The following is a 19,782-nucleotide window of genomic DNA, read 5'->3' on the forward strand; positions in this document are numbered from 1 at the left end:
AGCGAACCCTCAGCGTCCGGACGGTACGAGCGTCAGCAGCCGGTCGCGCACCGGTGGGCCCGCTTCGGCCGTCACACTCGGGTCGGGCTGCACCTCGTCCCGCCAGGCGAGCAACATGGCGCGGCGTTCCCGGGGTGTGGTGCCACCCCAGACGCCGTGGCAGTCCCCCACCTCCAGCGCCCACGCCAGGCAGGAGCCCTGCACATCGCAGCTGCGGCAGAGCGCAACCGCTATGTCGACCGGTTCGTTCGGAGCCGGAAAGAATGTCTCCGGATCCACGTTCTGGCACGTTCCTCTGGTCCGCCAGGCGTCGTCCTGGCTGCGTTCGTTCAGTGCCCGCAGCAGCCTCGGATCACGCCGTGCGGCGTCCACCTCGTGCGGGCGGGGCATCCTCGCCCGTGTCATGAACCCACCTCCCCCGTGGGACCGGCAAGATCGATGGTTGCCACTCGCTCTCTACGAATCGACATCCACCACCGGCGGTGGTTTCTATCGCACCGAACGGGTCCAAGACAAGGGGTAATCATCAATTCACGCACGGCCCGCGAGGCCATTTGTCCGCATCGGCGGCAAATCGCTTCCGGACAATGGCGGGAACGGCAGCGTCAAAAAAGTGTCATTTCCGCAGGCCCCGCCGCAGCCGACGGCACCTGCGACGCGGCAGCGCGGGCGATCAGTGCCGGACCGTCGTTATGAATGTCACCGACCGCCCGGCCGACCGGACGGATCTCAATTCCCGCCGCCCAGTCCGCCCCGCCGCCGGCGAGCAGATCTGCCACCGGATCATCGGAGTGCAGCCACCGCTGCCATGCCGGCGCCGGCAGCACCAGTGGCATCCGGTCGTGGACCTCGGCGAGACCGCCGTACGCCGCCGTGGTGATCACCGCGCAGGCCGCGCCGTCGCCCGCGGGGTTCCAGAGACCCGCGAAGGCCAGCGGCGCGCCGTCGTGGGGCGTCATGAAGTACGGCCGGCGCACCCCGTCCGGTAGCGGCACCCACTCGTACCAGCCGTCGGCGGGAATGAGACAACGGCGGCGGGCGAACGCTGCGGAGAAGGCCCGGCTGGTCGCCACCGTTTCGGACCTGGCGTTGATCATTACCTGGCGGGAGCGGCGATCCCAGGGCCGGGGCAGGCCCCAGCGGGCCATCGACAGGCGACGAGTCGCCCCTTCGGCGCGCACCAACGGCACCGGATCAGTCGGCGCGATGTTGTACGCCGCCGACAACTGGCCGCCGGTCTCGTCGTACGCCTCGAAGAACGCACTGAGTTCCGCCGCGCCGCGCGCGTTCGCGTACCTGCCGCACATGGCGCCCACGGTAACGCTCCCGGCCGACGTTCACCTGCCCTCGCCGACCACGGCGGGCCGCACGGCGTTAGGGTCGGCGGTGACGACCGAGCTCAGTTGACGAGGAGGCTGTCCTGGCTGGCAGGCGGCGGGAGTACGACGAGGACGACGTACGGGTCCGGCCGGGCCGGGCGTCCCGGCCGCGCACGCGTACGCGGCCCCAGCACTCCGACGCGGTGGAGGGCTTCGTCATCGCGGTGGACCGCGGCCGCTACACCTGCGTGCTCCTCGACGCCGAGCACGAGGTGGACGCCGACGCGCCGCCGGTGACGGCGATGCGGGCCCGTGAACTCGGCCGCAAGTCGGTGGTCGTCGGCGACCGGGTGTCGCTGGTCGGGGACACCTCCGGCGCGGCCGGCGCCCTGGCCCGGATCGTACGGATCTCGCCGCGCACCTCGGTGCTGCGCCGCACCGCCGACGACGACGACACGACAACCGAGGGCCGGATCGAACGGGTGGTCGTGGCCAACGCCGACCAGCTGGTGATCGTCAGCGCGCTCGCGGACCCGCCGCCGCGTACCGGGTTCATCGACCGCTGCCTGGTGGCCGCCTACGACGCCGGCATCGAACCGCTGCTCTGCCTCACCAAGGCGGATCTGGCCGGCCCGGCGGAGGTGCTCGGCTACTACGCCGAACTCGACCTGCGGCACGTGCTCGTCGGCCCCGGCAGCGACCTCGGCGAGCTGCGCACGCTGCTCGCCGGCCGGGTCTCGGTGATGGTCGGGCACTCCGGCGTCGGCAAGTCGACCCTGGTGAACCGGCTGGTGCCGGCGGCCGAACGGGCGGTCGGCACGGTCAGCGCGATCGGCCGGGGCCGGCACACCTCCACCAGCGCCGTCGCCCTGGCGCTGCCGCCGTCACCCGGCGCGGTCCGGGTACCCGGCTGGATCGTCGACACCCCGGGCATCCGCAGCTTCGGGCTGGCGCACGTGCGGGCCGAGAGCCTGCTGCACGGCTTTCCCGACCTGCTGGAGGGGGCACTGCGCTGCCCGGCCGGCTGCGAGCACGCCGCCGAGGAGCCGGACTGCACGCTCGACGAGTGGGTCGCCCGGGGAGCGGCGGACGCACGGCGGCTGGCGTCGTTCCGGCGGTTGGCGGCCTCCCGCGCCGGCGAACTCGACTTCTGACCCGCCACCGGCGGTCGCCCGGCGGGGTGGCTGGCGGCCCGGTGGGCCCGGGTCGGCTAGCGTTTGCCGACATGACCTCCTCCTACGCCGACGACCTCGCCCTGGCGCACGTGCTCGCCGACAGCGCCGACGCGATCTCCATGGCGCGGTTCCGCGCGATCGACCTCAAGGTCGACGCCAAGCCGGACCTGACGCCGGTCTCGGACGCGGACACCGCCGTCGAGCAGGCGCTGCGCTCCGCGCTGGGGCGCAGCCGGCCGCGCGACGGCGTCCTCGGCGAGGAGTTCGGCACGTCGAGCCGGCCCGCGGGCACCGGCAGCCGCCGCTGGGTGATCGACCCCATCGACGGCACCAAGAACTTCATCCGCGGGGTGCCGGTCTGGGCCACCCTCATCGCCCTGATGGAGGACGACCAGCCGGTGGTCGGGCTGGTCTCCGCCCCGGCTCTGGGGCGCCGCTGGTGGGCCGGCCGGGGACTCGGCGCGTACGCCGGACGGCACCGTTCCAACGCCACGCAGCTGCACGTCTCCGGGGTGCGCTCGCTCGCCGACGCCAGCTTCTGCTACTCGTCGCTGACCGGCTGGGAGGCCGACGGCCGGCTGCCCGCCATGCTGGAGCTGATGCGCGGCTGCTGGCGGACCCGGGCCTACGGTGACTTCTACGGCTACATGCTGCTCGCCGAGGGGGCGCTGGACGTGATGGTCGAGCCGGAGCTGTCCCTGTGGGACATCGCCGCGCTGGTGCCGATCGTCACCGAGGCCGGCGGCACCTTCACCGACCTGACCGGCTCGGCCGCGCCCGGCGACGGCAGCGCGATCGCCACCAACGGCCAGCTGCACCCGGAGGTCCTGGCCCGGCTCGCCTGATCCGGTGACGCTGTGCAGCGCTGCGTCGACCCTGCGGAACGACTCCGGACATCGGGCCCACCCGCCGCGCGGCATGTGATGCAAGCCTCTATCCTCGCCACGTGGTTTCTGCGGGCTGGTGCTTCCTGGCGGCGATGATCGTCGCGTACGGCGTCGCGAACCTTTTCCAGTCGGTCGCCGCCGCACAGACCACCACCGGCCGCAGTTTCGATCCCGGTCTGCTGCTGCGGCTGGCCGGGCACCGCAGCTACCTGATCGGGGTGGCCTGTCAGGTGCTCGGCTTCCTTCTCGCCTTCCTGGCCCGGCGGGATCTGCCGCTCTTCCTGGTCCAGGCAAGCGTCGCGGCGGGCCTCGGCGTCACCGCCGTCTTCGGCGTGGTGCTGCTCAAGTGGCGCCTGCCCCGCGCCGAGGTGGTCCTGCTGCTGCTGCTCGGCGCCGGTCTCACCGCGCTGGTGCTCTCCGCCCAGCCGGCGCAGTCCGGCCCGCTCGGCCCGACGGGCGTGATCGGCCTGGCCCTGGCACTGCCGCTGATCGCCGGGCTCGGCTTCTTCGCGATACGCCTGCACGGCGCGCCAGGTTCGGTGGCCCTCGGCTCGCTGGCCGGGCTCGCCTTCTCCGCCGCGGCGATCGCGGCCCGTCCGCTCGCCTCGGTGCACAGCCTCGACGGCTTCCTGCGCGACCCGCTGCTGTATCTGCTGATCGTGCACTCCGTGATCGGGCAGCTGCTGCTCGGACTGGCCATGCAGCGTGGCTCCACCACCGCGGCGGTCGCCGCGATGGACGCCGCCGGGGCGGTACCGGCCGCGATCGTGGGCCTGCTGCTGCTCAACGACAAGATCTGGCCCGGACGGGAGTGGCTCGCCGCGGTGGGTTTCCTGGTCACCCTCGCGGCGGTGATCGGCCTGACCCGGTACGCCGCACCACAGCACGGCGGTTTGGCCAAACAGCAGCTCGCCGCCCGGCTCCAGCCGCCGGAGCCGCCGGAGCCGCCCGAGACGATGCGGGCGCAGCCGCCCCGGCCGGTCCCACCGCCGACGCTCCTGCCCCGCGCCGAGCAGTACGCGAGCACACCCGAGGCCGCCCACCGTTACCGGCGCTGAGCAGGGCGTACGACGTGCCCGGGTGTCAGGCCGGCGCGGGCTTGCGGCGGAGCACCACCCGGTCGTAGAGGCGCTCAAGCGCCCCCACCGCCCGCTCCCAGGTGTAGCTGGAGCGGACCCGGTCGACCGCGGCGTGTCCGTAGGCGAAACGCCCGGCGTCGTCGGCGAGCAGCCGGCGCAGCGTCATTCCCAGCCCTCGCGCGTCGCCGGTGGGCACGAGCCGGCCGGTGACCTGGTCCACCACCGTGTCGGCGACCCCGCCGAGGGCGTAGCCGACCACCGGCACACCGCAGGCCATCGCCTCCAGCGGCACCCGGCCGGCCGGGGCGTAGCGGGCGGTGCAGGCGACCACGTCGGCGGAGCGGTACCAGGCCGGCAGGCGGCTGTGCGGCACCTCCCCGAGCAGCCGGACCTGACCGGCGACCCCTGCCTGGCGGGCGAGTTCGTTGAGCCGCCGGGCCTCGGCGTGGTGGGCGAGCCCGCCCGCCTCCGGGCCGCCGGCGATGACGAGTTCGGCGTCCCCGATCAGGCGCATCGCCCGGATCAGGTCGTCCTGCCCGTGTCCGGGGGCGAGCCCGCTCACCGAGAGGATCCGGGGGCGGCCGTCGCGCGGCTCCGACTCGCCGTCGGGGTGAAACTTCTCGACGTCGACCGCGGTCGGCACCACCACCACGTCGGCGCGTTGCAGCCCCATCCGGGTCAGCTCGTCGACCTCGTCGGTGCACTGGGCGACCGCCAGGTCGACGGCGCGAGTCAGGGCGCGCTCCAGGGTGATCCGCTGCCGGGGACCGTCGTACTGCGCGCCGAGCCGCCGTTGCTGTGAGGTCGCCAGGGAGTGGAAGGTCTGCACGACCGGGATGTCGGTGGCCCGGACAGCGCTGGCGGCGACCAGGCCACCGAGCCAGAAGTGCCCGTGCACCACGTCCGGGCGCCAGGTGCCGGACCAGTGCTCGGCCAGCCGGGCGGCGTACTCCGGAACGTGCGGGATCAGGTCGCCGGTGCCGGTGATCCGGCTGGGGCCGGCGGCGATGCGCTCGACGAGGTACCCGTCGAGCTGCTCGGTCTCCGGCAGGCCGGGGTCGTCCCGGCGCTGGTATACCCGCACTTCGTGGCCGCGTCCGGTCAGTTCCGCGGCGATCCGCGCGATGTCCTGGTGCGTGCCGGCGGCTGAGCTGCCGGTACGCCCCTCCGGGCCGGAATGGGCACAGACTAGGCCTACACGCATTGGTCACCTCCGTCGCTGTCGGCCGGCGGACTTTCCTCGGTCAGAGCGTCCCATTAACCGCAGAGCCTGACGCCGAAACGTGACAACTCGCCACGTCCTCCCGGGCTGTCCCCTTTTCGCCCGGTGCGACCGTCCCCGGCACCGGTTACTGCCCAGGGGCAATGGGTAGTGACCACGACATGCGCAACGACGACTACCCGACCCCAGTGTCCGACCCGGAGGCCGACGGGCTGCCCGACGTCGCCGACGACGACTCCACCGCCCACGACGACGTCCTGACCGGCCGGCAGGCCGACGGGGCCCACCCGGCCGAGCTGCCCGGTGACAACCCGGTGGCCGTCGACCGGTACGGCAACACCGCGCAGGAGCAGGCCGACGGTGAGCCGCTGGACTACAAGCTCGGCCGGGAACGGCCGGAGACCCCCGTCTCGGAGGTGACCGCCGAGGTCGCCCCGCCCATCTCGGACGAGGCCGACGGTGAGGCGGCCTCCGCGCAGGCGCAGTTCGACTCGGACGTGCTGAGCGACAGCCCGACGTCGGACCCGGACTCACCGGTCTCGCTCTACGACCACGGCCAGCTCGGCGAGGTTCCCGGGCGTGACGTCGTGGGACGGCTGGTCGAGCCCGAGCAGGGCATCGGCACCGACCAGGACGCCGACTCGATCGCCTACGACGCGGGCGCCGCCGGCGGCGGGGCGAGCGCCGAGGAGCTCGCCGTCCGGGAGACCGCCCCACCGCAGGAGTGACCGGCGCAGGAGTGACCGGCGCCCGGCGGGCTCAGTCCAGCCCCTGCTCGATCGCGTACCGGGTCAGCTCGACCCGGTTGTGCAGCTGAAGCTTGCCCAGGGTGTTCTGGACGTGGTTCTGCACGGTGCGGTGCGACAACCCCAGCCGCTCGGCGATGCCCTTGTACGACAACCCCTTGGCGACCATCCGAAGCACCTCGGTCTCCCGCTCGGTGAGCTCGGGCGCGGCGCTCCCCAGGGCCGGTGCCGGCGCGGCGGCCAGCCGCCGGTACTCGCCGAGCACCAGCCCCGCCAGGCCCGGGGTGAAGACCGCCTCCCCCGCGGCGGTGCGGCCGACCGCCGCCAGGAACTCCGCCGGGGCCGCCGACTTCAGCAGGTAGCCGGTGGCCCCGGCCTTCACCGCGTCCAGGACGCTCTGCTGCTCGCCGCTGGCGGAGAGCATCAGCACCCGGACCTGCGGCAACACCTCGCGCAGTCCGCGCACCACCTCGACCCCGTCGATGTCGGGCAGTTGCAGGTCGAGCACGACCACCTCCGGGCGGGCCGCGGCGGCGATCCGGACCGCCTGGCGCCCCTCCCCGGTGGTGGCGACCACGTGATGCCCCGCCTCGGTGAGGTCGCGGGCCACGCCCTCGCGCCACATCGGATGGTCGTCGACCACCATGATCCGGATCGGTTCCGTCATCGTCATCGCTCCCGTCTCGGTAGTACGAACTCGACCTCGGTCCCCTCACCGGGCGTGCTGTGCAGCCGCACGTCGCCGCCGAGCCGGGCCATCCGGCCGCGCATCGACTGCGCGAAGCCCAGCCGCCCCTGACGTTCCGCCTCGGCGAGGCGCCCCGGTGCGATGCCCGGTCCGGAGTCGCGCACCGAGACCGTCACGGTCTCCGGCTCCTCCTCGATCAGCACCCAGGCCCGTCCGCCGCCGTGCCGGGCGACGTTGTCCAGCGCCGCGCCGACCGCCGCCGCCAGCTCCCGCGCCGCCGCACCCGGCAGCCGTACGGCCGTGGCCGGCTCCGCGACCGTCACGTCGGCGCCGGCGTACGCGCCGATCAGCGGCCGCAGGTCGCAATCGTCTCCCGGCGGCGCGCTGTGCCCGGCCCGGGTGATCAACGACCGGAGTGCGGCCTCCTGCTCCCCGGCCATCCGGGCGAGTTCGCCGGCCTCGCCGTCGAGGTGGGCGCCGCGACGCTGCACCAGGGCGAGCACCTGCAGAACGGAGTCGTGGATGTCGCGGGCCAGCCGTTCCCGTTCCCGGGTCGCCGCCTCCAGTTCGATGGCCCGCTGCCAGCGTTCGTCGACGGTGGCGGCGAGGGAGGCGACATGCCCGAGCACCAGCCCGGCCAGGATCAGCAGCATCGCTCCGGTCAGCGTCGACTGGCTGATCCGGTCGCGCACGGCCAGGTCCAGCCCGGCGACGACCAGGGCGGCGACCGTCCCGCGCCGCCGTCCGCCGGCCACCGCCCAGGCCAGTACCGGACTGCCGAGCCACGCGACGGCGATGGTGGCGACACCGGCGGCGAGCGCCGTCCGGCCGACGATCTCGGGGGTGACCAGCAGCACCGCGACGACCACCGCCAGGTCGGCGCCGAGCAGCGGCCAGCCGCGACGCTCCGGGCGCGCGTAGAGGTACGCCGCCGCCACCGACCAGGCGGCCATCACCGCCAGCACCGGCACGGCGGCGAGCGGGTGGGCGTACCGGTCGAGGTTGCGCACGACCATGAACGCCGCGTACGCCAGCGAGGCGAACCGGTAGATGGTGATCGCCCGCCACAGCGGCAGTTGCAGGCGGTCGGGGGCGGAGGGCATGGCGCCGATCCTGACACAGCGCAGACAGCGGTACGTCACAGCCGTCACGCGGCGGCGTAACCTTCGTTGGCAGGTGACAACGGCACGGGCCACCGCCCGGTGACGTACGGTGGAGCGAGCGGCGAACATCTCACAGGTTGCAGGGCAGGCCATGACGGACGCAGACGCGCTCAGTCCGGGTACTCTCGCGCCCGGCGACGCCTACCTGATATCCGCCGTCTTCGGCCGTGACGAGGTCACCGCCGTACGGCACGCGGTCGCCGCCTGTGCCCGTACCGCCGGCCTGATCGGCGACCGGCTCGACGACTTCGTGCTCGTCGTCAACGAACTGATCACCAACGCCGTACGCCACGGCGGCGGGCGGGGCCGGCTGCGGCTCTGGTCGGAGGCGAACGCGGTGCGCTGCGAGGTGACCGACGAGGGGTCGGGGATCGCCGCCGCCCGGCTGGGCCAGCAGGGGCGGCCGGAGCCGGGCAGTGTCGGCGGCTGGGGCCTGTGGCTGGTGCGGCGGCTCTGCGACGACGTGATGGTCAGCACCGGCCCGGACGGCACCACGGTGCGGATCAGCACCCGGCTGGTTGCCGCCGGCACGCCCGGGCAGCACCGCAGCGACAGCCACTGAGCCGGCCCCGAGGCAGGCGCCGCGGGTCAGCCGAAGAGCGTGCTGACGGACTTGCCGCGGCGGATGCGGTCCATCGCGTCGGCCAGCGCCGGCGCCACCGAGAGCACCCGCAGCTTCGGATCCTGCTTCGCGGGCGGGATCGGCACCGTGTTCGTGCAGACGATCTCCAGTACGTCGTCCTGGGCGGCGAGCCGGTCCAGCGCGCCCGCGGAGAAGAGCCCGTGCGTGCAGGCGACCCGGATCGAGCGCACCCGCAGTTTGCGCAGGTGGGCGATGAGCTCCAGGACCGTGCTGCCCTTGGCGATCTCGTCGTCGAGCACGATCACGTCCCGGTCGGCGACCTCGCCGATCACCGTGCTGATCTCCACCCGGTCGTCGCTGAAACGCTGCTTGGCGCCGGCCGCCACCGGGGTGCCGAGCCGGCGGGCGAAGGCGGCGGCCGCTTTGGCGTTGCCCAGGTCGGGTGAGACGACGACGGTGTTCGACAGCTCCTGCCCGCCGAAATGGTCCGCCAGTTCCCGCAGCGCGTGCAGATGGTCAACCGGCACGCTGAAGAAGCCGTGCACCTGCGGCGAGTGCAGGGTCATCGCCAGTACCCGATCGGCGCCGGCGGTGACCAGCAGGTCGGCGACGAGCCGGGCGGCGATGGAGATGCGCGGCTCGTCCTTCTTGTCGGAACGGGCGTACGCGTAGTGCGGCAGCACCACCGTGATGCGCCCCGCGGAGGCGCCGCGCGCCGCGTCGATCATCAGCAGCAGCTCGACGAGGTGCTCCTGCACCGGCGGGACCAGCGGCTGGATCAGGAAGACGTCCCGTTCGCGGCAGCTCTCCTGCAGCTGCACCTCAAGGCAGTCGTTGGCGAACCGCGACGTACGCGAGGCGCTCAGCGGCACGTCGAGATGGGCGCAGATCTCGGCGGCGAGGTCGGGGTGGGCACTTCCGCTGAACACGGCGATGTCGCGCACCCGGTCGATGCTACGGCCGCCGCCGCCTCCTGTCCGCCCTCCGCGCCCGTAGTTCTCCACCGCCGTGCGCTCGCCGCAGCGCCGGGGCGGCGGTAACGTGCGGGCGTGACCGAGCGGTATGTCGTCGCCATCGACCAGGGCACCACCTCGTCGCGCTGCATCGTCTTCGACGGCGCCGGCCGGCCGGTGGCGATGGCCCAGCGTGAACACCGTCAGCACTTCCCGCGCCCCGGGTGGGTGGAGCACGACGCCGCCGAGATCTGGTCCAACGTGGAGCAGGTGGTGCCCGACGCGCTGGCCGAGGCGGGCATCGCCGTCGGTCAGGTGGCCGCGGTCGGCATCACCAACCAGCGCGAGACGACGGTGGTCTGGGACCGGCACACCGGTGAGCCGGTGGCGCCCGCCATCGTCTGGCAGGACACCCGTACCGCCCCGCTGCTGGCCGAGCTGGCCGAGGCGAACAGCGAGCAGTGGTACGCCGAGCGCACCGGGCTGCGGCTGGCGACGTACTTCGCCGGACCGAAGCTGCGCTGGCTGCTGGGCAACGTCGACGGCCTGCGGGAACGGGCCGAACGCGGCGAGGTGCTCTTCGGCACCATTGACAGCTGGCTGATCTGGAAGCTCACCGGCGCGCACGTCACCGACGTCACCAACGCCAGCCGGACGCTGCTGATGAACCTGCGCACCCTCGACTGGGACCCGGAGCTGCTCGCCGCCCTGGACATCCCCGCCGCCATGCTGCCGGCGATCCGTTCCAGCTCCGAGGTGTACGGCACCGCGCGCGGTGTCCTCGCCGGGGTGCCCGTGGCCGGCGCCCTCGGCGACCAGCAGGCGGCGCTCTTCGGCCAGACCGCCTTCCAGCCCGGCGAGGGCAAGTGCACCTACGGCACCGGCAGCTTCCTGCTGCTGAACACCGGCACCACCCCGGTCGTCTCCCGGCACGGGCTGCTCACCACCGTCGGCTACCGCATCGGCGACGAGCCGGCGACGTACGCCCTGGAGGGGGCGATCGCGGTGACCGGCGCGCTGGTGCAGTGGCTGCGCGACAACCTCGGTCTGATCTCGTCGGCGCCGGAGGTGGAGACGCTGGCGCGCACCGTCGACGACAACGGCGGCTGTTACATCGTGCCGGCCTTCTCGGGGCTCTTCGCGCCGCACTGGCGCAGCGACGCCCGGGGCGTCATCGCCGGGCTGACCGGCTACGTCACCAAGGGGCACCTGGCGCGGGCTGCGCTGGAGGCCACGGCGTGGCAGACCCGCGAGGTGGTCGACGCGATGAACGCCGACTCCGACGTGGCGCTGCGGCGGCTGCGCGTCGACGGCGGGATGACCGGCAACGAGCTGCTGATGCAGTTCCTCGCCGATGTGCTGGACGTGCCGGTGGTACGGCCGGCGGTCGCCGAGACGACCTGCCTCGGCGCGGCGTACGCGGCCGGGCTGGCGGTGGGCTTCTGGCCGGACCTCGCGACGCTGCGGGCACAGTGGCGCGAGGACGCCCAGTGGACGCCGGGCATGGCCGCCGACGTCCGCGAGCGGGAACTGCGCAACTGGCGCAAGGCCGTGCAGTCGACTCTCAACTGGGAAGCCGATCCCTCCGGGTCCGCCTAGCCCTCCACTGTGGCCGGCCAATGCCGGACGTTACCCTCGGGCGCACATCGCTGACGACACGTGAGGGGACACGATGACCGGGCCGACCGGAAGCAACCCGCCCGAGGACTTCATGGCCCAGCTGGCGGCGCGGATGCGCGGACAGCAGCAGCAGGCCGAGGAGCTGGGCGCCCGGCTGGCCGGCCTGACCGGCCGGGCCGAAAGCGAGGACGGCCTGCTCCGCGTCGTCTGCACCGCGACCGATCCCGCACACGAGCTGTTCGTTGACCCGCGTGCGATGCGCCTGCCGGCAACCGAGCTGTCGGAGCTGCTGGCCGGGCTCGTGCGAGCGGCGCGCGCCGATCTCCAGCGGGAAACCGGTGAGGTCCTGCGTGAGCTGGGCGGCGAGGACGGCCCCGAGGCACTGATCCACAATCCTGCGGCAGCTCAAGCAAAGCTCGCGCAGCTCAACGAGATGGTCAGCGGGCCGCTGCGCGAGAGCACGGAGATGCTGGATCGGCTGCGGCGCCAGCTGAAGATCTGAGGTGGCGGGCCGGCGCCGTCAGTGGCGGCGCCGGGCTCTGGCCTGAAGTACCCGCCGGCAGAGAAAGCCCATCAGGATCAGAAACGGCACCAGGACCGCTGCGCCCATCAGTGGTGGGACCAGCCAGCTCATCAGATTGTCGGTTGCCGAGTTGCGGTTTCCCCAGCCGTCGATCTGTTCGCCCTGTCGCACGGCGCCGCCGACTCCGCCGGTCACCGTGCTGCCATCGGCGAGGCGCCAGGTGCCGCGGCACTCCGGGGTGGACTTCGGCCCGCTGCGGTCACAGGAGTCCACGCTGATACTGACGCGCTCCGCACCGATCAGGTTGCGGCCGACGCTGACAGGTATCACCAGTACGATCGCGACCAGCGCGATCGGCAGCAGCACCCGCTGCCACAGCGGTCTCGCGGCGATTCGCGCCACCAATTCCTCCGGTGACTGCGCCACTGGACGTCTGGATGCCATGGGCTGCAGGCTACCAACGGCGGGACAGCACCCTCATCCATGATCCTGTTAGCCTGGCCGCGCTCGAGCTGCATGAACATTGATGACCCGACGAGGGAGTCTGATGATCAACGTAGATCCGCCGGCGATCAGTGCGCTGGGCACGAGCATCCAGGGCGAACTCACCCCGGTCCTTGCCTCCTGCGTCGAGCTGCTGGCGTCGGCACGCCAGATCACCCACAGCAACTTCACCTCGGTGACGCCGCATCTCGCGGTCGCCTATCTCGGCGCCGTCGAGTTCGCCGAGGAGCAGCTGCGCAGCAAGCGCGAGCACCTCGACGAGATGCGGTCCCGGCTGGCGCGCAACGCGGAGAACTGGGAAGCCGCGGACGCCTGCAGCACCATGTCCTTCCGCTGACGACGCCGGAGACACCACAATGGCCGAGACCACCTCTTCCGCCGCCGCCGCCGCCAAGCTCGCCATGGCCGAGATCACGGTGGCCGCCGCGACCATCCCCGCGGCCTGGCCGATCGCGCGGATCGTCTACATGAACCAGTGCGATCCCGAGACAATCATGAGCAGGGGTGGCGGCGACTGGATGGCGATCGCCGAACAGCTCGGGACCGTGCCCGGCAAACTCGACGGCGCCGTGTCCGCGGTCTCCACCGAGCAGTGGTCCGGCGAGGACCGCAGCGCCTTCGAAGGACACACCAAGGCGTACGGCGTCCAGGTCGTCGCCATCCAGATCCTGGCGACGACCGTGAGCGTCACCATGATCTCCGTCGGTGTGATCCTGCTCTGCCTGGTCGTGGCCTACGCCATCGTCTCCACGATCCTCGCCCTCTGGGCGGCCTTCATCCTGGCCGCCGCGGCGACCGTCGTCGGCGCGCCCGTCGCGGCGTCCGCCCTGGCCAGCGCGAACTCCTTCGCCGCATCGGCGCTCGGCGTCCTGCAGGGGATCGAACGAGCTGTCAACGCGGCCGCCACGGCAGGCGCGGCGGCGATCGCCGGTGCCGCCGCCTTCGATGTCGGGGCCCACCTGGGCAGCGGGGACACCGATGTGCTGAAGGACCTGGTCCATGCCACGATCGATGGAGCCGACGATGCCCTCGCCGGCTTCATGTCCAAGCTGGAGCGGGACTTCGCCGGCTACGGCATCCACACCTCGGGCCGGCACGCGGCCTCCCCCAACGGACCCAGTGAGCTCATGTACGGCCTGTTCACCCAGACGCGGCCGACCGTCGGAAACGGCGACGGCGACGGCGACGTCACCTTCGGCACCGGTGGTGTGGTGGACAACATCTGGCAGCGGGGGTTCGACGGAAACATCGTGGACCGCTGACCGGAGCCGGGGAACTCTCATGACGATCGCGGTGACGGTGCTTGTCGTAGTGGCGGCGGGGCTCTCCTTCGGACTCCTGATGTCCGGCAGCCCGCTTGACTCGGTGCCGGCGCTGACGTGGGGCCCCGTGCTGGCAGGCGCCGCCGTCATCGCCGTCGAGCTCGTCCGCGTGTGGCTTCAGGCCAGGCTGGCCGACACGGGTGTGCGCACCGAGGGCGAGGTCGTCGACGTGGTGGAAGTCGGCAAGGGAAGCCGGCCTGACCTGTCGAAGTACGCCGTCGTCGTTCGGTTCCGCACCACCGACGGCGGCGAAGTCACAGCCGGCAGCGGGAAGCGGCAGAGCTACTTCCGCAGCGACATCGACAAGGCGATCGCGGCGGACCCGGAAACCGGGCTGCGGCGGACCGGCCACCACCGGGTGACCGTGGTGTACGACCCGAAACGCCACAGCCGCTTCCTGCTGCGGGAACCGTTTCCCACCGGCGTGTTCGCGCTGCTCATGCAGCGGATGGTCGGGCTGCTCGCCGGAGCCGTCCTGATCGGGGCCGGGATCTACCTCTGCACCCGCTGACCGCGCGGGCGCCGGTCACTCCCAGCGGTTGCCGGTGAGCTTCTCGTAGACGTCGACGTAGCGGGCCCGGGTCGCCTCGACCACCTCGGCCGGCACCTCGGGGGCCGGCTCCTGCTTGTCCCAGCCGCTGCCGGTGGCCCAGTCGCGGACGTACTGCTTGTCGTAGGAGAACTGGGTGCGGCCCGGGTGGTACGACTCGGCGGGCCAGAAGCGCGACGAGTCGGAGGTGAGGACCTCGTCGCCGAGGATCAGCGTCCCGTCCGGCGCCCAGCCCAGCTCGATCTTGGTGTCGGCGACCAGGATGCCGCGGTCGGCGGCGATCTCAGCCCCGCGCCTGTAGACCGCCAGCGTGATGTCCCGCAGCTCCTCGGCTGCCTCGGCACCGACCTTGGCGACCACGTCGTCGAAGGTGATCGGCTCGTCGTGGTCGCCCAGTGCCGCCTTAGTCGTCGGAGTGAAGATCGGCCACGGCAGGATCGAGGCCTCGCCGAGCCCGCGCGGCAACTCGACTCCGGAGACCGCGCCGGTGCGCTGGTACTCCTTGAGGCCGGAGCCGGTGAGGTAGCCGCGGGCGATGCACTCCACCGGCACCATGTTCAGTCGCCGGCAGCGGATCGCCCGGCCCGCGAACTCGGCCGGCACGTCGGTGGCGGAGATGACGTGGTTGGGCACGATGTCGGCGAGCTGGTCAAACCACCAGAGCGACAGCGCCGTCAGCAGTTTGCCCTTGTCGGGGATCGGCGTCGGCAGGACCACGTCGTAGACGGAGATCCGGTCCGAGGCGACGAGAATCAGCTCGTCACCGTCGGCGTAGACGTCGCGTACCTTGCCCGAGTGCAGCAGCTCCACCCGGCAAGTACATCACGCGCGGCCGGACCGCCGTCCGGCCCCGCCGGTACCGTCCGGAAGGCGGACCGCGAGCGTGGTCGTGCCGCCGGGTGGAGTTGACACCTTCGCCCCGTCCTGGGTAAATGATCGCCGATCGCCGCATCCGCGGCGGGGTGCCGCAGGAGATCTCGTGCCGCTCGTTCCGACCCGGACCCATCGGCCGGCCGCCGCCGACCCGCTACGGCGACGACTGCTCACCGCGCTCGCCGGCGCCCCCGTGCTGGGCGGCCTCGGTGCCTGCACCGGTGCGGACGACAGCTCCGCCGAGACCGAACGGATCCAGCTCTCGGTCTTCTGGTGGGGCGGTCAGCGCCGCGCGGAGCTGACCGAACAGGCCCTGCGGCTCTACTCGCAGCGCAACCCCCGGGTGACCTTCCAGGTCACCTGGCAGGGCGAGGCCGGCTACTACGAACGTCTCGCCACCGAAGCCAGCGCCGGCAACGCCCCCGACCTCTTCCAGATCGACGACACCTACCTCACCGAGTACGCCCAGCGCGCCGTCCTGCTGGACCTGGCCGAAGACCTGCGCGCCGGCCGGCTGGATCTCAGCACGCTGGCGCCGGGCCTGAGCCGCTACGGCCAGGTCGGCGGCCGTACGGTGGCGGTTGCGGCGGGCACCACCACTGCGGCGCTGGTCTGCAACCGGTCGCTGCTGCGCCGCCTCGGGCTCTCGGCACCCACGGCGGACATGACCTACCCGGCGTTCATCGACTGGGCCGCCGAGGTCACGGCGGCCGGCGGCGGACGGGTCGCCGGGACCGGCGACGGCTCCGGCGACCACCGGGCGCTCTGGCTCTGGCTGCGCGGCCGCGGCAAGGAGCTGTACCAGTCAGGCCAGCTCGGCTGCACCGACGAGGACCTGGTCGACTGGTGGGAGTTCTGGCGCGACGCACGGGCCCGCACGGCCATCCCCGGCCCGGCGCTGACCCGGCGCGGCAACCACGGCGACCCGCGCCGGCATCTCGTCGTCAGCGGTCACACCGCCGTCTCGTACGCCTGGTCGAGCCAGCTGGCGGAGTTGCAGGCGGCCACCCGGGACGAGCTGGACCTCGTCGCGGCCCCGGGTCCGGCGACGGCGCACTGGCGGCGGGCCTCGCTCTACTGGGCCGGGTTCGCCGGCACCCGGCACGGCCCGGTGGTCGCCGACGTCATCAATTTCCTGACCAACGACCCGGTCGCCGGGCTCTCCCTCGGCGCCGAGCGCGGCCTGAGCGCGAACCTGCAGACCCGCGAGGTCGTGCTCCGGGAGGTCACCGACGCGGCCACCCAGCGGACCGCCAGGTACGAGAGCGCGCTGGCCGACCGGTACGGCCCGGCGCCGCTGCCGCCGCCGGCGGGGAACGCGGCCGTACGGAAGCTGCTGCTGGTGGCCGCGGAGTCGGTCCAGGACGGCTCGGTGACCCCGAAACGGGCGGCGGCTTCCTTCCTCACCGAGGCCAACAACGCGCTGAGCTGGTGAGCTGGTGCTGAGCTGGTGAGCTGGTGCTGAGCTGGTGAGCTGGTGCTGAGCTGGTGAGCTGGTGCTGAGCTGCGCGGTGGTGCCCGATCAGCTCGGGTTGTCGCCGCCCCGCGGCGCGTCGGCCATCCCGGGTTCCCCCGGCGTCGGCGCGGTCGCAGCAGGCTCGGCCGCCGGCCGTACGTCTTCGGGGCGCAGGGGTTTCTGGCACGTGGCACAGTGCAGGACGGGTGTGAGCTGCGCGCCGCAGCTGTGCAGAAACCCGACGGGCGGGCCCTCCGGGCCGGCCAGGTGCGCGTCGCCCCAGGCCCGCATCATCGTCACCAGCGGCGCCAGGCTCCAGCCCAGCCGGGTGAGCCGGTACTCGTACCGGGTGGGGCGCTCCTGGTAGGGCACGCGTTCGAGGAGTCCGTTGGCCTCCAGTTTCCGCAGCCGGGTGGTGAGGATGTCGCGCGGCGCCCCGGTGTAGCGGGTGATCTGCTCGAACCGGGAGTTGCCGAGCATCAGCTCTCGGACGGCCAGCAGGGTCCACTTCTCGCCGACGACCTCGAGGGTGCGGGCGACCGAGCATTCCCGAACTTCGGTACCGGCGGCCATGACGGCGATCCTAGCCGCCTCCATTGGATTCCCGAACCGACCATGCGGCTCGTAGGCCGGCACTGCACGGGGCCACCCAATGGAGTGAGTTGGATTTCACAACTAGCAAGTTTGACAATCCAACTTACCCGCTTGGAGAGTGGTGGGCACCACTTCCAGAGAGGAGGCTCCGATGCCTTCCGCTGTCATCGTCGATGCCGTCCGCACCCCGATCGCCAAAGGCAAGCCTGGCGGCGCCTACGCCGGGATCCACCCCGTCGACCTGCACGCCCACGTCCTCACCGCCCTCGTCGAGCGGACCGGAATCGACCCGGCCGCCGTCGACGACGTCATCAGCGGCGCCGTCGGCCAGGTCGGCGAGCAGTCCGGCAACACCGCCCGCTGGGCCGCCCTCGCCGCCGGCTTCCCCGAGTCGGTGCCGGCGGTGACGGTGGACCGCCAGTGCGGCTCCAGCCAGCAGGCGCTTCACTTCGCCGCCCAGGGCGTCATCGCCGGCGCGTACGACGTCGCCATCGCCTCCGGCGTCGAGTCGATGTCCCGGATTCCGATCGGGTCGCAGTCCCAGGGCCGGGACTTCATCGGCGGCAAGGTCGCCGCCCGGTACGCCGACGGGCTCGTCCCGCAGGGCGTCAGCGCCGAACTCATCGCCGACCGCTGGGGCCTGTCCCGCGCCCGGCTCGACGAGTTCGCCGCCGAGTCCCACCACCGGGCGGCCCGGGCCTGGCGGGACGGCCTCTTCGACTCCCAGGTCACCTACGTCAACGAACTGCGCACCGACGAGACGATCCGGCCGGCCACCGGCCCGGAGGTCCTCGCCGGCCTGCGGCCGGCGTTCCGGCACCCGCACTGGGAGGAGCGCCATCCCCACCTGGACTGGAAGGTCACCGCCGGCAACAGCTCGCCGGTCAACGACGGCGCCGCCGCCGTTCTGGTGACCAGCGACGAGGCAGCGGCGCGTCTGGGCCTGACGCCCCGCGCCCGGGTGCACGCGTTCGCCGTCACCGGCGACGACCCGCTCCTGATGCTCACCGGGATCATCCCCGCCACCCGGAAGGTGCTGGCACGGGGCGGCCTCACCGTCGACGACATCGACGCCTTCGAGGTCAACGAAGCCTTCTCCTCGGTCGTCCTGGCCTGGCAGCAGGAGACCGGCGCGAACCTCGACAAGGTCAACATCAACGGCGGCGCCATCGCGATCGGGCACCCGCTCGGCGGCTCCGGCGCCCGCCTGACCACCACCCTGCTGAACGTCCTCGAACAGACCGGCGGCCGTTACGGCCTGCAGGTCATGTGCGAGGCGGGCGGCCTCGCCAACGCCACGATCATCGAGAGGATCTGAGATGCCGAAGCTGACCGACACGGTCGTCCTGGTCACCGGCGCCAACGGCGGGCTCGGGACACACTTCGTGACCCAGGCCCTCGACCGCGGCGCCGCCAAGGTCTACGCCGCGGCCCGTACGCCGCGGCAGTGGGACGATCCGCGGATCGTGCCACTGCGGCTCGACATCACCGACCCGGACTCGGTACGGGCCGCCGCGCGCAGCGCCACCGACGTCATCGTGGTCGTCAACAACGCGGGCGCCGGCCCCGGCGCCGGCCTCCTCGGCGACCTGTCGGCGGCGCGAGAGCTCTTCGAGACGAACTTCTGGGGCGCGCTGGAGGTGGCGAGCGCCTTCGCCCCCGCCCTGCGCGCCGGGCGGGGCACGCTGCTCAACGTCCTCTCGGTGCTCAGCTGGCTCGCCATCGGCGACGCCTACAGCGCCACCAAGGCCGCACTCTGGTCGGCGACGAACACCCAGCGGCTGCGGTTCGCCCCCGACGGCGTCCACGTCGCCGCGCTGCACGTCGGCTACGTCGACACCCCGATGGCCGCGAGCGTCCAGGCCGAGAAGAACGACCCGGCCGTGGTGGTCGCCGCGGCGTACGACGGGATCGAGGCGGGCGCCTTCGAGATCCTCGCCGACGACCTCAGCCGGCAGGTCAAGTCGCGGCTCGCCGCGCCGGTCGAGGCCCAGTATCCGGCGCTCGCCGGGACGCCGGGGTAGCCGACGGATGGCGAACCGGGCATGAAAACAGTCAGGCTCGGAGATCTGTGATCTCCGAGCCTGACGTTCGTAGCGGGGACAGGATTTGAACCTGCGACCTCTGGGTTATGAGCCCAGCGAGCTACCGAGCTGCTCCACCCCGCGTCGGTAAGGAAAGCCTACCGCATGCCCGACGGGCCCCGCACGGCGGTACCCGAATCACCCGCATGCCCCTCGGGCGGGCTGGCACCTGCCGGCGTGGACCCGACGGCCGGCGGCCTCAAGTTGCCGCCGACGGCAGCACGGGCGTCCCGGCGAACGCACCGATACCGGCGCGGACAGACGGCGCGATACCGGAAACAAAAACGGAATCGCCCCTCATTGAGGGGCGATTCCGTTTATTGGTAGCGGGGGCAGGATTTGAACCTACGACCTCTGGGTTATGAGCCCAGCGAGCTACCGAGCTGCTCCACCCCGCGTCGCTGCGGTAACACTAGCGCAGATCATCACGCTTCCGCAAAA

The 19,782-nt window shown here is 72.4% G+C and carries 22 protein-coding genes and 2 tRNA genes; 13 read left to right on the forward strand and 11 right to left on the reverse strand.

Going from position 1 to position 19,782, the window contains the following annotated elements:
- Positions 1 to 9: 9 nt before the first annotated feature.
- Together ACK8GG_RS17705 and ACK8GG_RS17710 are read right to left on the reverse strand one after the other, a co-directional pair.
- On the reverse strand, positions 10 to 405 hold the full coding sequence (locus ACK8GG_RS17705) for a WhiB family transcriptional regulator (protein ID WP_440349631.1): 396 nt from the start codon (positions 403 to 405) through the stop codon (positions 10 to 12).
- A gap of 200 nt (positions 406 to 605) precedes the next feature.
- Positions 606 to 1,307 carry an SOS response-associated peptidase gene (locus tag ACK8GG_RS17710; RefSeq protein WP_440356827.1) on the reverse strand — a complete coding sequence of 234 codons (702 nt, stop codon included), beginning with the start codon at positions 1,305 to 1,307 and terminating at the stop codon, positions 606 to 608.
- A 215-nt stretch (positions 1,308 to 1,522) separates the two neighbouring features.
- Between ACK8GG_RS17710 and rsgA the strand changes: the two genes are divergently transcribed.
- The 3 genes from rsgA (at position 1,523) to ACK8GG_RS17725 (ending at position 4,439) form a co-directional block, all read left to right on the forward strand.
- Positions 1,523 to 2,473, forward strand: coding sequence for a ribosome small subunit-dependent GTPase A (rsgA, locus tag ACK8GG_RS17715; protein ID WP_440349633.1), 951 nt, complete (start codon positions 1,523 to 1,525; stop codon positions 2,471 to 2,473).
- A 71-nt stretch (positions 2,474 to 2,544) separates the two neighbouring features.
- Positions 2,545 to 3,339: a histidinol-phosphatase gene (gene hisN, locus ACK8GG_RS17720; RefSeq protein ID WP_440349634.1), complete on the forward strand. Its 795-nt coding sequence runs from the start codon at positions 2,545 to 2,547 to the stop codon at positions 3,337 to 3,339.
- A gap of 134 nt (positions 3,340 to 3,473) precedes the next feature.
- Complete coding sequence (locus ACK8GG_RS17725; RefSeq protein WP_440356885.1) at positions 3,474 to 4,439, forward strand: hypothetical protein; 966 nt, start codon at positions 3,474 to 3,476, stop codon at positions 4,437 to 4,439.
- Between the two features lie 25 nt (positions 4,440 to 4,464).
- Here ACK8GG_RS17725 and ACK8GG_RS17730 read toward each other — a convergent pair whose 3' ends face one another.
- Complete coding sequence (locus ACK8GG_RS17730; protein ID WP_440349635.1) at positions 4,465 to 5,664, reverse strand: glycosyltransferase; 1,200 nt, start codon at positions 5,662 to 5,664, stop codon at positions 4,465 to 4,467.
- Positions 5,665 to 5,843: 179 nt separating this feature from the next.
- Here ACK8GG_RS17730 and ACK8GG_RS17735 point away from each other — a divergent pair, with 179 nt between their 5' ends.
- Positions 5,844 to 6,410, forward strand: a complete 567-nt coding sequence (locus ACK8GG_RS17735) for a DUF5709 domain-containing protein (RefSeq protein WP_440349821.1) — start codon at positions 5,844 to 5,846, stop codon at positions 6,408 to 6,410.
- Between the two features lie 31 nt (positions 6,411 to 6,441).
- On the opposite strand, the gene ACK8GG_RS17740 is transcribed toward ACK8GG_RS17735, so the two are convergent.
- Together ACK8GG_RS17740 and macS are read right to left on the reverse strand one after the other, a co-directional pair.
- Complete coding sequence (locus ACK8GG_RS17740) at positions 6,442 to 7,095, reverse strand: response regulator (RefSeq protein WP_440356828.1); 654 nt, start codon at positions 7,093 to 7,095, stop codon at positions 6,442 to 6,444.
- Positions 7,096 to 7,097: 2 nt separating this feature from the next.
- Positions 7,098 to 8,219, reverse strand: a complete 1,122-nt coding sequence (gene macS, locus ACK8GG_RS17745; RefSeq protein ID WP_440349637.1) for a MacS family sensor histidine kinase — start codon at positions 8,217 to 8,219, stop codon at positions 7,098 to 7,100.
- A 151-nt stretch (positions 8,220 to 8,370) separates the two neighbouring features.
- Here macS and ACK8GG_RS17750 point away from each other — a divergent pair, with 151 nt between their 5' ends.
- Positions 8,371 to 8,841: an ATP-binding protein gene (locus ACK8GG_RS17750; protein WP_440356829.1), complete on the forward strand. Its 471-nt coding sequence runs from the start codon at positions 8,371 to 8,373 to the stop codon at positions 8,839 to 8,841.
- A gap of 26 nt (positions 8,842 to 8,867) precedes the next feature.
- Here ACK8GG_RS17750 and ACK8GG_RS17755 read toward each other — a convergent pair whose 3' ends face one another.
- Positions 8,868 to 9,806: a ribose-phosphate diphosphokinase gene (locus ACK8GG_RS17755; protein WP_440356830.1), complete on the reverse strand. Its 939-nt coding sequence runs from the start codon at positions 9,804 to 9,806 to the stop codon at positions 8,868 to 8,870.
- A gap of 105 nt (positions 9,807 to 9,911) precedes the next feature.
- On the opposite strand from ACK8GG_RS17755, the gene glpK reads away from it, so the two are divergent.
- Both glpK and ACK8GG_RS17765 read left to right on the forward strand, forming a co-directional pair.
- A complete protein-coding gene (glpK, locus tag ACK8GG_RS17760; protein ID WP_440356831.1) occupies positions 9,912 to 11,414 on the forward strand; it encodes a glycerol kinase GlpK in 1,503 nt (500 codons plus the stop codon).
- Positions 11,415 to 11,487: 73 nt separating this feature from the next.
- Entirely contained in the window at positions 11,488 to 11,937 is a 450-nt protein-coding gene (locus ACK8GG_RS17765) for a YbaB/EbfC family nucleoid-associated protein (RefSeq protein WP_440356832.1), read from the forward strand.
- 18 nt (positions 11,938 to 11,955) lie between these two features.
- Here ACK8GG_RS17765 and ACK8GG_RS17770 read toward each other — a convergent pair whose 3' ends face one another.
- Positions 11,956 to 12,324: a hypothetical protein gene (locus ACK8GG_RS17770; RefSeq protein WP_440356833.1), complete on the reverse strand. Its 369-nt coding sequence runs from the start codon at positions 12,322 to 12,324 to the stop codon at positions 11,956 to 11,958.
- Positions 12,325 to 12,505: 181 nt separating this feature from the next.
- Between ACK8GG_RS17770 and ACK8GG_RS17775 the strand changes: the two genes are divergently transcribed.
- Genes ACK8GG_RS17775 through ACK8GG_RS17785 form a run of 3 tightly spaced genes read left to right on the forward strand, consistent with a single transcriptional unit; the run spans position 12,506 to position 14,295 of the window.
- The gene (locus ACK8GG_RS17775; protein WP_440356834.1) at positions 12,506 to 12,799 is read left to right on the forward strand and encodes a hypothetical protein; all 294 of its coding nucleotides are present in this window, start codon (positions 12,506 to 12,508) and stop codon (positions 12,797 to 12,799) included.
- A gap of 19 nt (positions 12,800 to 12,818) precedes the next feature.
- A complete protein-coding gene (locus ACK8GG_RS17780) occupies positions 12,819 to 13,724 on the forward strand; it encodes a hypothetical protein (protein WP_440356835.1) in 906 nt (301 codons plus the stop codon).
- Positions 13,725 to 13,743: 19 nt separating this feature from the next.
- Entirely contained in the window at positions 13,744 to 14,295 is a 552-nt protein-coding gene (locus ACK8GG_RS17785; protein ID WP_440356836.1) for a hypothetical protein, read from the forward strand.
- 15 nt (positions 14,296 to 14,310) lie between these two features.
- Here ACK8GG_RS17785 and ACK8GG_RS17790 read toward each other — a convergent pair whose 3' ends face one another.
- Positions 14,311 to 15,144 (reverse strand): phosphoribosylaminoimidazolesuccinocarboxamide synthase, encoded by an 834-nt coding sequence (locus ACK8GG_RS17790; RefSeq protein WP_440352624.1) that lies wholly within the window; start codon positions 15,142 to 15,144, stop codon positions 14,311 to 14,313.
- A 169-nt stretch (positions 15,145 to 15,313) separates the two neighbouring features.
- On the opposite strand from ACK8GG_RS17790, the gene ACK8GG_RS17795 reads away from it, so the two are divergent.
- Positions 15,314 to 16,642: an ABC transporter substrate-binding protein gene (locus ACK8GG_RS17795; RefSeq protein ID WP_440356837.1), complete on the forward strand. Its 1,329-nt coding sequence runs from the start codon at positions 15,314 to 15,316 to the stop codon at positions 16,640 to 16,642.
- Between the two features lie 87 nt (positions 16,643 to 16,729).
- Here the strand turns inward: ACK8GG_RS17795 and ACK8GG_RS17800 are convergent, their stop codons facing one another.
- On the reverse strand, positions 16,730 to 17,236 hold the full coding sequence (locus ACK8GG_RS17800) for a winged helix-turn-helix transcriptional regulator (protein ID WP_440352622.1): 507 nt from the start codon (positions 17,234 to 17,236) through the stop codon (positions 16,730 to 16,732).
- Between the two features lie 172 nt (positions 17,237 to 17,408).
- Between ACK8GG_RS17800 and ACK8GG_RS17805 the strand changes: the two genes are divergently transcribed.
- Entirely contained in the window at positions 17,409 to 18,575 is a 1,167-nt protein-coding gene (locus ACK8GG_RS17805; RefSeq protein ID WP_440356838.1) for a thiolase family protein, read from the forward strand.
- Between the two features lies 1 nt (position 18,576).
- Positions 18,577 to 19,281, forward strand: a complete 705-nt coding sequence (locus ACK8GG_RS17810; RefSeq protein ID WP_440352620.1) for an SDR family oxidoreductase — start codon at positions 18,577 to 18,579, stop codon at positions 19,279 to 19,281.
- Between the two features lie 70 nt (positions 19,282 to 19,351).
- Here the strand turns inward: ACK8GG_RS17810 and ACK8GG_RS17815 are convergent.
- Positions 19,352 to 19,425 (reverse strand) — tRNA-Met (locus ACK8GG_RS17815).
- Positions 19,426 to 19,662: 237 nt separating this feature from the next.
- A tRNA-Met gene (locus ACK8GG_RS17820) sits at positions 19,663 to 19,739 on the reverse strand.
- Positions 19,740 to 19,782 lie beyond the last annotated feature (43 nt).

Source organism: Melissospora conviva, assembly GCF_049523535.1.
Classification (GTDB): Bacteria; Actinomycetota; Actinomycetes; order Mycobacteriales; family Micromonosporaceae; genus Melissospora; species Melissospora conviva.